The following is a 12,417-nucleotide window of genomic DNA, read 5'->3' on the forward strand; positions in this document are numbered from 1 at the left end:
AAACATAAAAATAATGCTAGATTTAACGCTTACCCAATATATCCTTATCGGTCTCGTCTTCATGTGGAGTGGATTTGTCCGCTCCGGCCTCGGCTTCGGCGGTGCGGTATTAGCACTGCCCTTTTTACTTCTAATCGATGACCGCCCCCTCGTCTACTTGCCACTGATCGCCGTACACCTTCTAGTCTTCTCCGCGGCAACGGTGATCATTCGACACTTCAAGAAAAATAAAATAATGATGGGCAATACCGCTAACGCTTCCGAGGGCAACATAGACTGGAACTACTTAAAGTTTGCCTTCTCAATCATCATTATTCCCAAATTGATTGGTGTTTTCGGACTGATCACACTCCCCAGTACGGTCATGAGCTTGATCATCTTCGTTATCGTCTGCTGCTATTCTTTGAGTTATCTATTCAATAAACCGCTTGCAAGTCACAACCGTTGGCTTGATATTCTCTTTCTCATGCTAGGCGGTTATATCAGCGGCACTAGCTTAATTGGCGCTCCCTTGATCATTGCAGTCATCGCCAATCACGTTAATAAATACCAGCTACGCGATACCTTGTTTGTGCTCTGGTTTGCTCTCGTCTCCATAAAAATGTCGATGTTCATCTATCTGGGCGTCGACCTTCATTTAATACAGCACCTTTGGTTACTGCCCTGCACACTCGTAGGCCACTGTATCGGCCTACACTTCCATCAACGCTTATTAGAAGGCAATCAAGTTGTCTTCTACCGCGTCTTAGGCAGCGTCCTGCTGGTTATCAGCCTCATCGGTATTTACCAGCTATCTGTCAGTAACGCACTGGGGGCATAGAAAGGTTACAAGGCGCGCTAGGATGGCAACAAAAAGCCGACATTATCGTCGGCTTTTTATCATTGCTGAATTGAGCGAGTCGTTAATATTACGAACTCGTGTCAACGGTCACCACGACACGGCGATTCTTCTTACGATTTTCAGAGCTGTCGTTTGGTACAATCGGATCAGACTCACCAACACCTGAGGCATCCATTCTGGAGGCATCAACACCGTAGTTCTCGGTGAGATAATCTGCAACCGCCTGCGCTCGTTGCTCAGATAATGTCTGGTTAAACGCCGCTGCACCCGAATCATCGGTATGACCGACTAACGTCACTTCAGCATCAGGATGCTCCTGCAATAAGGCACCAAGCTCAGCGATCTCACTACTGTAATCATGCTTGATCTTACTTGAGGAAAGCTCGAACTCCACGTTGAGCGACATCACAATAGGCTCAGGCGGCACATCACAACCCGTACTATCAACCACGGCACCCGGCGCCGAGTCTAAGCACTGGTCGACCGAGTTGGCCACACCATCCATGTCGTCATCACCATCAACGACCGGCTCTGCCTTAGGGCTCTGACCAAACAGATAACCCAAGCTTAACGTAGCCGCAGTATCGACCACACCACCACGAGCATCAAAAGCACGTGCATCAGCACGCATAAAGAAGCCAGGTGTAAAGAAGTATTTAGCACCTAGACCCAAGTTTATTTGCTCATCACGATCCTCACCGCCAACCTCATAGTCGTAACCATGATCACCGACACCAGCAGAGACATAAGGCTGAAAAGCGCCATTTGAGAAATAATAGAGTCCATCAAGCCGATAGTTATCGAGATCAGCATCGCCCCCCCAACCATCACCGTCGCCATCTTGAGAGCTCTTAAGATAGTTTAACTCCGCCTCCCAGCTCTCATTGAAGCGATAGCCTAAACCTACATTATAATGCTTATCATGATCGAGATAGCGGTCACTATCAGCAGAATAAAGACCGCCACCAGCTGACACGCTGACGCCTGCAGTTGAGGCAATCTCGGCATGGGCCTGCAGCGCAAGACACAACATGTTTGTTGCCACAGCTGTGGCTAGTAATAATTTATTCAACGTTAACACCCCTTCTCAATAAAGTAGAAGGTCTTGGGTTGCGCCAGCTTTGGCTACAACTCAACACCCACGATCTAGCACTGTGCGCCCACTACATCAACAACGATGAGCGTATCGATCAAGTTCCTCCATAGGCGTTAAAAATTGATCAATTTTTACGCACAACTACAGCGCCCAACGAAAAGTTAAGTACAGTTTTAATAAATCGTCAACTTATCACCGAAGGTTCTATGGCATTTAGGCGAAGAAAGAGCATAAATGACTATATGAGTAGCTTGATACTCACCAGATAAGGGGATAAAAAAAAGCCCGATCTCCTGCTGAGAGATCACTAACACAGTCATCCTTGAGACTTGTTTTGTTACAAACAAAAAAGCCGCTCCCTTACGGAAGCGGCTTTTTAAGCTTTAAAACAGCTTGATCTATACGATTAGATCGAAGATTCTGCAGTACCGCTAGCGTCAACAGTGACAATAACACGGCGATTTAGCTTACGGCCTTCAGCGGTGTCATTAGACGCTACAGGGTTAGATTCACCCTTACCAACAGTGGTAATACGTGATTCATCGATACCGTAGTCACTGACAAGCTTGTTGGCTAATGCATCAGCACGCTGCTTAGAAAGCTTCTGGTTGAAAGCTGCCGCGCCTTTAGAATCAGTATGACCTTCAATAACGATGTTACCGGTAGGGTAAGCTTTCATGACAGAGGCTAGATGCTCAATCTGACCATCGTACTCAGGGTTGATTACATCCGATCCGAAGCCAAACTCCATCTGGATATCTTGGATAATTGGCGTATCTGAAGCAACAGCACAACCGTGCTCATCAACACTCAACTCTGCTGGTGTATTCGGGCAGTTATCAGCATCGTTTACAACACCGTCGTTGTCATCATCTAGTGGAGCAACAGCTACTGGTGCTGGCTCAACGTAAGTAGACTTAGCTTCTTGGCCAAATAGGTAACCAACACTCAAAGTCGCCGCTGTATCAACAACACCGCCACGGGCGTCAAAAGCACGAGCGTCAGCACGTACGAATAGGCCTGGAGTGAAGAAGTACTTAGCACCTACACCAACGTTGATTTGCTCGTCTTTATCCTTGCTGATGTCTTTGTAGTCATAGGTGTTCTCGCCTACACCAGCAGATAGGTATGGCTGGAAGCGGCCGTTTGAAAGATAGTAGATACCATCAAGGCGGTAGTTGCTTACATCGGCACTGCCTCCGTCAAAGTTACCCTTACCATCATGCGAAGACTGCATATAGTTTAACTCGGCTTCCCAGCTCTCATTGAAGCGGTAACCTAAACCTAGGTTGTACTCTGTATCGCTGTGGAGCATGCGCTCTTTGTCAGTAGAGTAAATACCAACACCGCCAGAAACAGTGACACCAGCATCAGACGCAATATTGTCTGCCATTGCACCTGCGGACATTGCGATTACATTGGCACCAATTACAGCTGCTAAAATTGACTTTTTCAAACTTCTTCTCCATGGATACATCATCGTTATGATAGAGCACCGAACAAAAATCCAGACTCGGTAAACTTTATGGGCGTTACGTTAGCAAAAATTAATAATAATTACATGTTTGAAATCAACTTCACGATGGATGCAGTGAACTTTCTGGTTTAACTAAGTTTTCCATTCAGAGAGGTAAATAAAAAGCAATAGGGCAGGCACTACTGCGTAGATGAATAGTGGTTTTCACCTACAAAAATAGACAGACGGTGTTTCAAAGTTTGACAAGAAATCAATATTTATATTTAAACTATAATTTCTAGAGAGACCACGAAACACCATTAGTAGAAAAAAGAAGCGAAAGTTGAGAGCGAGAGTAGCGTAGGCTCTCTGCTCTGTACATCGGCGGTGCTTCGAGGCTAACACCAAGCATACTGTTAGCGATTAAGTTTCAATAGCGCCAACCCCATCACCACCTTTAAGGTGTCAACTAGCAGCTCTAAGAGCTCATCTGGGATACCGCTTCCCAGTCACGCCAAAAAGCAGAAGTCAGCCTTATCTTACGGCCAATATCTTCTATAACCCCCCCCTGCTTAAGCTCATACACTGCCTTGTCCGCTATCTCGCTCTGCACTGCATCCGGTTTTATACCGCGTTGACGAAAGGCCGTCTCAATACGCTCTGATGGCAGATGCGGCCCGGGTTTATTCAACATATCAAGTACAAGACATCGACAATAATCATCATGTAGCTGCCAACGATCGGTAAAGCTGGCAGTGAATGACTTAATTTCAGCTGTCTCATGGCTCAAGGCAAAATAATCAACATAATCTTCACAGTCAGTCAGATTAAAATCACCCGACAGCACTGAGCGAATTTTTTCCGTTGCCGATATATCGAGCGTTAGCTGGTGTAACCAAGGCTCTAAAGATTTTAATAAGCAATAAACATCATGTTCTCTTGCCGTCAACTCTAAGGTGGACGAAGGCAAATAGGGCTTTAGTGCCTCATGATCGAGAAAATCCTCAGCCCCTAGTGCAAAGTTCACTAAAACAGGCTGATCATGGCAGACAATATTATGCGGGCAAATACCACCGTGAAAGATCCCCTGAGAGTGTACATAACCTAACGCTGAAAGTAGCGCTTTATACCATTCAAGGATGATCGCAGGCGACAAATTGCGATCCACTTGCGCAAGGCTCGTAGCATCAATCCAAACACGAGTAATGTAGAAGCTACCCTCATTATCCAAACGATCAAAATCGATGACTCGCTCAATATTCGGATGATAGATACCCAGAAGAAGCCTATATTGCTGCTCCAAGTGCGCCTGATACTCGTCGGCACTCTTGTAGATATTCATGCCACAATTAAACCGCCCCATCATGTGCTGCGCCTGCCAGAACTCCGTGTTGTTGCCCACAGCCAGCTTCTCACATAGACGATAGCGGTGATCGACAACACTGCCTGGCTCCAGCATTAGCACTTGCTCGCGTAAATCAACCGACTGGCCTGTTATCGCTGCCGCTAGATATAGCCTTAGCTCATCAAGCGATTCACTGTCACTGACAAACCACTGACCGACCTTACGCACACCATTTAACAACTCACCAAAGACCTGGCGAAAGCCTGCCAGATCCTGCGCATAAGTGGCGTTATTGTGAATAGTAAGGAACTCAACTTCGCCGTCTTCTGAGATAAATATTTCCGAGGCCTGCCAACAGCCAACTGTGCAGCCTCGATGATGAATTTGTTGCAACGCACTAGCCGCACTACGCACAACCTCCATTCGGTATTGTGGCTCGGCGAGAATCAGCTGCTCTAACGACTTCCCTCGAGGCATACGAATGGGTAGCACCAGCTGCTCACCATCATCTAATAAAGGGGCGCAATACGGTACACCGCTGGTGCCCGCCAGCTTCTGTAAAGTATTAAACTCTTGCTTAATACGCAGCTCTACTCGATTGCGCTCCACGCTGTCAGCAAACTCAGAGCGCACCACAATTTTCAGAAGCCAAGGCAACTCCAAATTATCATTAGGGTAGTCCGCCAACCATACTTGAAAGCCCTCTTGCTGAAACAGCTGACTCTTCTTTGAAAAGTCTTGTACCTGCTGATTTCGCTGTTTCACTAGATCAATCTGACCAATCATCTCCAACACTCGCCGGCGTTGACTCTCATTAATACGATGCTGGTACTGACTGTTCACCCCTTCAGCCGCGGTCAAACTCGCGACAACATCATCGATGCTATAAACGGCATAGTCTGAAGGCTTTATTAATTCAATACCCGCCCCCTCATGGCCGGTAACAAAAACACCACCTTGGCACCAAGGCGCATGCGCTCCATAGGGCATCTTTTTCTTTAAGCGGCCAGCCAATACCCGAGCAATATAGGAGGCCTTAGATAAATAATTTTCACTACTCCGACCATCCAGCAGCCAAACATGATGGCCTACCTCTAACGTACCAACATAGCCCTTAACATCGATGACGTAGATAGCCCATTCGCCGACGATCAGCGCATCAACCTCCATAATTTGACCGTTACGCGTCGGGATATCAATATTGGTCATCACGATATAGCTCGCAGGCAACTGCGCAGCCAAGTACTCAAACGCCCATTTTTCAGAGGCGTTGACGGGCTTTCCAAACTCTATATGCTGGGCCAAAGTAAACCTCTATCTTATTGTTATCATTTATAATCTAGCGGAGGACAAGAAATTATTCCTGCATCAACCGTAAGTTCATATCAAAAGTAACACCCAGCAAGATAAAAAGAAACTCAAGGTAGTGAAGTTATCAAAAGAGTTATTACTTTAGCCATAAAAAAGCCCCGTACACGCCGTGTACGGGGCTTATTAATACGCCAGATACTAGTCTAACTTTATACCTAAGCGTTCAAATACAGCCTTATCCGGAAAGCCATCAGCAATTAACCCCACACTGGCTTGATAATTTCTGACCGCCTTACGTGTTCCTGGCCCCATCACACCATCGATACCGTTAGTATCAAACCCTTTGGTCGTTAATTTGCGCTGTAGAGCCTCTATGGCACTAATTTTGATCACTGCATCCTTCGCAGGCGGGTGCACCAGATCGCCCCCCCCAACAATGCGGTCAGCCATATGCCCCACAGACAGAGCATAAAACTCTGAGCGGTTCCATTTCATAATGATATCGAAATTCTTATACAGCAAAAAAGCGGGGCCAGTGTGGCTAGCAGGTACAATCAAGAAGGCTTGCAGCTCCGTATCTGAGAGCGCTTTTCCATTACTCATGGTCAAACCCAACTTTGACCATTGCTCTACACTGCGAGCATACTTGCGACCTGCCAACCGGTAGTCAAAATCTTTCGGGAGCAGAACTTCTCTCCCCCAAGGTTGCTGAGGCTGCCAACCCAACCCATTTAAGAAGTTTGCTGCCGAGGTCAATGCGTCAGGCACACTATTCCACAAATCGACCTTACCATCGCCATCGCCGTCGACACCGTAATTAACATAGGCGGAGGGCATGAATTGGGTATTACCCATCGCCCCAGCCCATGACCCGCGCATCTGCTCTGGTGGAATATTAAACTTATCCATCAATTTTAGCGCCTGCATAAGCTCATCACCAAAATAGCGACTACGCCGAGGGTTGCACGCCAAGGTCGCAAGAGAATCAATAATGGGCATCTTCCCTAGGTAACCACCATAGTTGGTTTCCAACCCCCAAAAAGCAATAATATATTGCCCTGGGACACCGTAACGTACAGTCAGCTCACTCAATAACTTACGGTGTTCACGGTAAAGGTCTATTCCTTTCGTAAGCCGTGTATTATTCACTCTCCCATAAAGGTAGCCATTAAAACTCTGGGTAAACTCCGGTTGCTTCTTATCGAGTTTGATAACCCGCTCTACGTGTTTTGCCTTACCCAAGGTCGCATCAATCAATTCAGCACTATAGCCTTCATGGGCCGCCCGTTGAGAGTACTGATCAATACAAGAGGCAAAATTATCATTCGCGAGCACTGTTCCTGCCGATGCCAATAGCAGGGCTGTCGAACCCAGAGCAGTCAGTATTTTTGATGGTAACACCTTAACAAACATCTAAAATAAAACCTCTATTATCAAAATCTTGTATAAGCTTTGAAATCACTATCTCATGTTAATCATGGGTAAAGAAATCCCACGACATTCGCTTAGGCTATCATATACAGCCACCACTCTTGACGCTACGCTGACGATTATCCGATTCCTATCAGACTCACCTCCAATGACTTGACGCAAGTTAAGGTAAGATCCGTTATCAACTATTGTAAAAACTTAGCCACATACCGACAGCTAGCGCAGGACTGATAGCCCTCCGCTCTCGACCATGCTAACCCAACCTCTACCAGAAGTTCTGCATACCCCTTCCCACGCATTGAAAAAGGCACGTAAGTGTGATGAAAGTCACAGCGATTATTAGTCAGCAAAGAATACTGCAACTCCGCCACCTTGGAGCCATCGATAATAACAAATCGCTGTTCCTCTGGCCGATGCTCAACCCTCATCAAGTGCCCTGAATCAGTCTTCGAATCACTCATCAAAAACTCATACTCTCTCAGTTAAGATCAATTTCTCTGCTTAAATCACCACACCATGCTGCAATAAGCGCTCTGTCAGCACTTTGTCGATATTATCTAGGTCACTTTTATCCAACTCGATTAGAGCTAATTGATGCTTTTCATAACACGCCTTCTTCTCCATCTTAACCAACATCGCCTGACTACTTCGTTGATCTCCCCAGAACTCCAAGTAAAGGTGGTACGCAGGCAAATAAAAATCACTCAAGATCTCCTCCCCTCCCTGCACCGACAACGGTCGACCAACCGCATGAGCGAGCCCTGAAAGATATAGCCAGTTATCGATAATGGCATAATCACTGTTAGCCATTGAGTGACCGTCCATCGCAGTGCACGGGCTTGCCTGATACCGGGCTGGAGCAAGCGCCTCTAGCGACTTAATAAAGAGAGGGTGCTGCCTTATTTCACCTGGCCACAAGACATAGAGACCTTGTTTACTGGTTTTCTGCTCCGCGCCTAATTGACGCCCGAGTGCTGTTGGCTGCCAACCGGCATCGTGTTTTTTTAGCCAATTTAGCTCATGCAGCAAGCTATTAATCTGCTTGCCACTAAGACCGCTTTCGCCGGCCAATCTTGTCGCACTAAACCGCCGTTCATCCTGAAAGCGTGCCAACGTAGGATGATCAATCATTTTTTTCGGCCACACCACATACTGACCGTACTTTTCACTTTGTCGATAATGACCGCCTTGAAACTCCCCTTTGGCAGTTAGCTGCCAGTGCTCTCCCTCACGTTTAAGCCAGCCCTTCTCTAATAACAATGCAAATAGCTCTCGTGACTCCACGCCCAGCATCGCGGCCAGCTTCGATGTCGATAACACCTCGCTCTGAGACGTATCAGCCTTAATACCTCCCTTGTCTCCCACTGAATCTACCATCGCCCCCCCTTCATACTGCCAGCATCCCTTATCAGATACTGACTATAAACCCTGCAAGCCAAAACAGACTATGCTCATTGATACAATATCACCGAAATAGTAGGTGCCGTAAAATTTGACTTCATGGGACACTCGCCTATTATGCGCCAATCATCCTCAACAGGACTCAATACCAATGAAGAAGCTTGCCCTTATTCTAGCCCTTAGTTGTGCTATCACCGCCTGCGAGCAGGAAAAGGCGCCCGCTAGCAGCCTCGAGATAGGAGGACTAATAGCACCTGCGCCAAACTTCCAACTCGAAGCGGGGGATAACATCGTTGTTACGGTACAGGATATCAGCATCGCTGATAAAAAAGCGATCAAGCTCGACCAACAACATATTAACAATATTACTAGCTGGCCGGTGCAATATAACCTAACTATCAATAGTGAGCTTCTACACGAAGATCATAATTATAGTGTTTCCGCGCGTATCACCAATAAAGATAACCAGCTCGTCGGTATTACAGACAGCAACTGGTCGGTTACAGCAGAAAAGCCTCAACGAGATGTCACCGTCATCCCTATCGCAACCCGTAACAGCGCTACGCAAGAGAAGCGTAAGTTCCACGCCGAGTGTGCAAACAGCAACCTAATCACTTCTTTTGGTGATAACTTTGTCATTCTTTATAATGAGGGAACACCGATCATTCTCAAACAGGTACGCTCAGCTTCCGGTGCTCGTTATGCAAACAATGATAACGAGCTGTGGAATAAGGCCGACAAAGCGACGATCACGCTCTCTGGTACAGAGCTCGGCGAGTGCACACTTGAACCTGTAGAGTAATAGCTCCTGCACATAACAACAGCGATAAGCCCTTCGCTGTTGCCCTCCTCCCAGCATATCAATATTTCCTGCCAGTCTTTTAGCATCAATAGGTGACAGCTCAGCTGTTTGCAACACCATAAACTTTGCTTAAATGGAGCGAGTGTTTAAGGTAGACACATGCCCTACCACTACAAATTATATTGCCGAAAGAATTTTCATTAAGGACTGATCATGAGTAATGCCATCCTCGCCCAACAAGCCAGCCAGAAATCAATGCAACACGTACAAGCAAAAGACAAGTCTGCCTGGCTTTCATTATTTACTCACGATGCCGTTGTTGAAGACCCTGTCGGTAAATCTCCCCTAGACCCCAGCGGAGAAGGACAGCAGGGCATCGAGGCTATCGCATCATTCTGGGACAATATTATTGCGCATGGCGATATTCGATTAGAAATCAAGCATTCTATCCCTGCTGGTGATGAGTGCGCGAACTTTGTGCATATTGAAAAAACAATGGGAGATCTGCATATAAGCAATGACATGATCGTCGTCTACCGGGCCAATGCAGCGGGGAAAATATGTTCGCTCAAAGCATACTGGGAATACGCTGCCGTCGAGCAACAAATCATCGAGAAAATGGCGGAGCATTAACTTAAGAATATTCATATATTACTGCACTTGCAAGCCAATGAGGTGCAGTTTTTACAAATTAAACTCTCCCTTTACAAAAACTCTAAACTGTCACATCATTGTCATAGGTTTAGTTAAATAATAACCATAAATAACAAACCAAGCGTCTACCGGTGTAAACGCAATAACAGAGGAGGAGAAAAGCGAGGCTGCTGAGAAATCGAATACTATAGACCACTATTCTGGGGATTAGATCTATGGCTAAACGAGCCCATGCAAAGCGCAACCACCAACGTCACAACACCGCCCACTCAACACAGGAATCACGCCGTAAGAGCCACCGACGCAATAATAACATCGTCGAGTTACATGCTTCCAACATCAATACCGCTTACAGCCCGCAGCGCAGTGATAGCCCACTCACTCCACGCACACTCGCGCAACAGCAATACATCAAAGCAATTCATCGCAACACCCTGACTTTTGGCACCGGCCCAGCAGGTACCGGAAAGTCATACTGCGCTGGCGCGCTAGCGGCGCAAGCATTAGATACAGGTCAAGTTGAACGTATTATCATCACACGCCCGGCAATTGAAGCAGGCGAGCAACTCGGTTTTCTGCCCGGTACTGCCGATGATAAGTTCTCCGTGTATATTGATGCCTTCCGCGATATTCTCAACGAACGACTCGGTGCAGGCACCGTCGACTACTGCCTACGGCATGGCCGTATTGTCGCCGCACCACTTGCTTATATGCGCGGAAAAACCTTCGATGAAAACAGCTTCGTCATTCTCGACGAAGCGCAAAACACCACTCCCGCTCAAATGAAAATGTTTCTCAGTCGTATCGGAGAGGGCTGCAAAGTTGTCGTTAACGGTGATATCGCCCAGAGCGATATTCGCGGCCTATCTGGCTTGGCCGACGCTGTACGGCGGCTTAATGGCGTCGCTAACGTAGCCACTCATCAGTTTAGCCGCGATGATATTGTCCGCAGCGGCTTAGTTCGCGATATCATCGACAGCTACGAAGACTAACCCTAACGGCGCCGCCTATGGCGGCGCCAAACAGAATAAAACAGCCCCATTACTCCCCTTCTTTTTCTCCCCCCCTTTCTGCTGAGAGAAGATTAATAGCACAAGATATTTGTAATATTTCAGCTATTATTTTATCTTGTGAATTGTTAACTTATTTACAGAAAGACTAACGATAAAATCGAGGCTTAAGCATGGCTGACCGAGCTCTCCGGCAATTAATTCGCCACCTTGACCTACATCGCATTAATGCCAACCTCTACTCAAGTACAGGTAACGATGACAGCCTCGGCCGCCTCTATGGCGGTGAAATCCTCGCGCAAGCTCTAGCCGCCGCAGATCAAAGCGTCGATGGCGACCTCAACTGTCACTCTCTCCATGGCCACTTTCTGCACCTCGGAAAGCCCGGCATACCGGTGCAGTATCACATAGAGAGACTACGCGACAGCCGAAGCTTCAGCACCCGCCGTGTCACAGCCAAACAAAGTGGTCGCGCTATTTTTAGCGCTATGATTTCCTACCAAATACCTCAACAAGGCTTTGAGCACCAAACCGCCATCGACATCGAAGACTACCCTCAGCCAGAGGGCTTAGCCAGCTGTGAAGAACGTTATCAAAGCGCCCTACCTGAAGAGTTCCAAGGCATCTATGGCTGGCCAATGGAGTTCAGGCAAGTTAACCCCGTGGACCTTCTCAAACCTAACGCAGCCACAACACAGCATGCAGTATGGTTCAAGGCTCCTGTCAGTAATAACACCCCGCCCGCCCTACACCGACAACTTATGCTTTATGCCTCAGACAACCCCTTATTACTGACGGCTCTGCGACCGCACGGACAGACCAACTGGTCTCCTAACATGCAGGTTGCCAGTCTTGATCACGCCATTTGGTTTCACCAACCTTGTCGTGCCGACCAATGGTTATTATTCGTATTAGATAGCCCACGAGCATGCGCAGGCAGAGGTCTCGCCCAAGGCCATATATACAATCAGGCCGGCATGTTAATTGCCTCAGTCGCTCAGGAAGGTGTTATGCGCCATATCGAATAATAAGCAGACTTTGATCAAGATTAAATAAACATAAGCCTTCCC

General features: G+C 47.1%; 11 protein-coding genes. 5 read left to right on the forward strand and 6 right to left on the reverse strand.

What is annotated here, in order from left to right; all coding sequences use genetic code 11:
- The first annotated feature begins 13 nt into the window (after positions 1 to 13).
- The gene (locus tag EDC56_RS06805; protein ID WP_123711811.1) at positions 14 to 820 is read left to right on the forward strand and encodes a sulfite exporter TauE/SafE family protein; all 807 of its coding nucleotides are present in this window, start codon (positions 14 to 16) and stop codon (positions 818 to 820) included.
- A gap of 88 nt (positions 821 to 908) precedes the next feature.
- Here the strand turns inward: EDC56_RS06805 and EDC56_RS06810 are convergent, their stop codons facing one another.
- The 6 genes from EDC56_RS06810 to EDC56_RS06835 form a co-directional block, all read right to left on the reverse strand.
- Complete coding sequence (locus EDC56_RS06810; protein ID WP_148059341.1) at positions 909 to 1,913, reverse strand: OmpA family protein; 1,005 nt, start codon at positions 1,911 to 1,913, stop codon at positions 909 to 911.
- Positions 1,914 to 2,343: 430 nt separating this feature from the next.
- On the reverse strand, positions 2,344 to 3,393 hold the full coding sequence (locus tag EDC56_RS06815; protein WP_162844112.1) for an OmpA family protein: 1,050 nt from the start codon (positions 3,391 to 3,393) through the stop codon (positions 2,344 to 2,346).
- A gap of 478 nt (positions 3,394 to 3,871) precedes the next feature.
- Positions 3,872 to 6,043 (reverse strand): NERD domain-containing protein kinase family protein, encoded by a 2,172-nt coding sequence (locus tag EDC56_RS06820; protein ID WP_123711814.1) that lies wholly within the window; start codon positions 6,041 to 6,043, stop codon positions 3,872 to 3,874.
- A gap of 204 nt (positions 6,044 to 6,247) precedes the next feature.
- Positions 6,248 to 7,462 carry a lytic murein transglycosylase gene (locus tag EDC56_RS06825; protein ID WP_123711815.1) on the reverse strand — a complete coding sequence of 405 codons (1,215 nt, stop codon included), beginning with the start codon at positions 7,460 to 7,462 and terminating at the stop codon, positions 6,248 to 6,250.
- Positions 7,463 to 7,665: 203 nt separating this feature from the next.
- Positions 7,666 to 7,941 carry a GNAT family N-acetyltransferase gene (locus EDC56_RS06830; RefSeq protein ID WP_211333597.1) on the reverse strand — a complete coding sequence of 92 codons (276 nt, stop codon included), beginning with the start codon at positions 7,939 to 7,941 and terminating at the stop codon, positions 7,666 to 7,668.
- A 40-nt stretch (positions 7,942 to 7,981) separates the two neighbouring features.
- Positions 7,982 to 8,857 carry a hypothetical protein gene (locus EDC56_RS06835; protein WP_123711816.1) on the reverse strand — a complete coding sequence of 292 codons (876 nt, stop codon included), beginning with the start codon at positions 8,855 to 8,857 and terminating at the stop codon, positions 7,982 to 7,984.
- Between the two features lie 175 nt (positions 8,858 to 9,032).
- Here EDC56_RS06835 and EDC56_RS06840 point away from each other — a divergent pair, with 175 nt between their 5' ends.
- The 4 genes from EDC56_RS06840 to EDC56_RS06855 all read left to right on the forward strand — a co-directional run bounded on the left by EDC56_RS06840 (position 9,033) and on the right by EDC56_RS06855 (position 12,375).
- Positions 9,033 to 9,683 carry a YbaY family lipoprotein gene (locus EDC56_RS06840; protein ID WP_123711817.1) on the forward strand — a complete coding sequence of 217 codons (651 nt, stop codon included), beginning with the start codon at positions 9,033 to 9,035 and terminating at the stop codon, positions 9,681 to 9,683.
- 213 nt (positions 9,684 to 9,896) lie between these two features.
- The gene (locus EDC56_RS06845; RefSeq protein ID WP_123711818.1) at positions 9,897 to 10,316 is read left to right on the forward strand and encodes a nuclear transport factor 2 family protein; all 420 of its coding nucleotides are present in this window, start codon (positions 9,897 to 9,899) and stop codon (positions 10,314 to 10,316) included.
- A gap of 236 nt (positions 10,317 to 10,552) precedes the next feature.
- Positions 10,553 to 11,329 (forward strand): PhoH family protein, encoded by a 777-nt coding sequence (locus EDC56_RS06850; RefSeq protein ID WP_123711819.1) that lies wholly within the window; start codon positions 10,553 to 10,555, stop codon positions 11,327 to 11,329.
- 191 nt (positions 11,330 to 11,520) lie between these two features.
- On the forward strand, positions 11,521 to 12,375 hold the full coding sequence (locus EDC56_RS06855; RefSeq protein ID WP_123711820.1) for an acyl-CoA thioesterase: 855 nt from the start codon (positions 11,521 to 11,523) through the stop codon (positions 12,373 to 12,375).
- Positions 12,376 to 12,417: the final 42 nt, after the last annotated feature.

Source organism: Sinobacterium caligoides, from assembly GCF_003752585.1.
Classification (GTDB): domain Bacteria; phylum Pseudomonadota; class Gammaproteobacteria; order Pseudomonadales; family Sinobacteriaceae; genus Sinobacterium; species Sinobacterium caligoides.

Coding starts and splice junctions, on each gene's coding strand:
- EDC56_RS06805 (WP_123711811.1), top strand. CDS start 14: ATGCTAGATTTAACGCTTACCCAATATATCCTTATCGGTCTCGTCTTC.
- EDC56_RS06825 (WP_123711815.1), bottom strand. CDS start 7,462: ATGTTTGTTAAGGTGTTACCATCAAAAATACTGACTGCTCTGGGTTCG.
- EDC56_RS06830 (WP_211333597.1), bottom strand. CDS start 7,941: ATGAGTGATTCGAAGACTGATTCAGGGCACTTGATGAGGGTTGAGCAT.
- EDC56_RS06835 (WP_123711816.1), bottom strand. CDS start 8,857: ATGGTAGATTCAGTGGGAGACAAGGGAGGTATTAAGGCTGATACGTCT.
- EDC56_RS06840 (WP_123711817.1), top strand. CDS start 9,033: ATGAAGAAGCTTGCCCTTATTCTAGCCCTTAGTTGTGCTATCACCGCC.
- EDC56_RS06845 (WP_123711818.1), top strand. CDS start 9,897: ATGAGTAATGCCATCCTCGCCCAACAAGCCAGCCAGAAATCAATGCAA.
- EDC56_RS06850 (WP_123711819.1), top strand. CDS start 10,553: ATGGCTAAACGAGCCCATGCAAAGCGCAACCACCAACGTCACAACACC.
- EDC56_RS06855 (WP_123711820.1), top strand. CDS start 11,521: ATGGCTGACCGAGCTCTCCGGCAATTAATTCGCCACCTTGACCTACAT.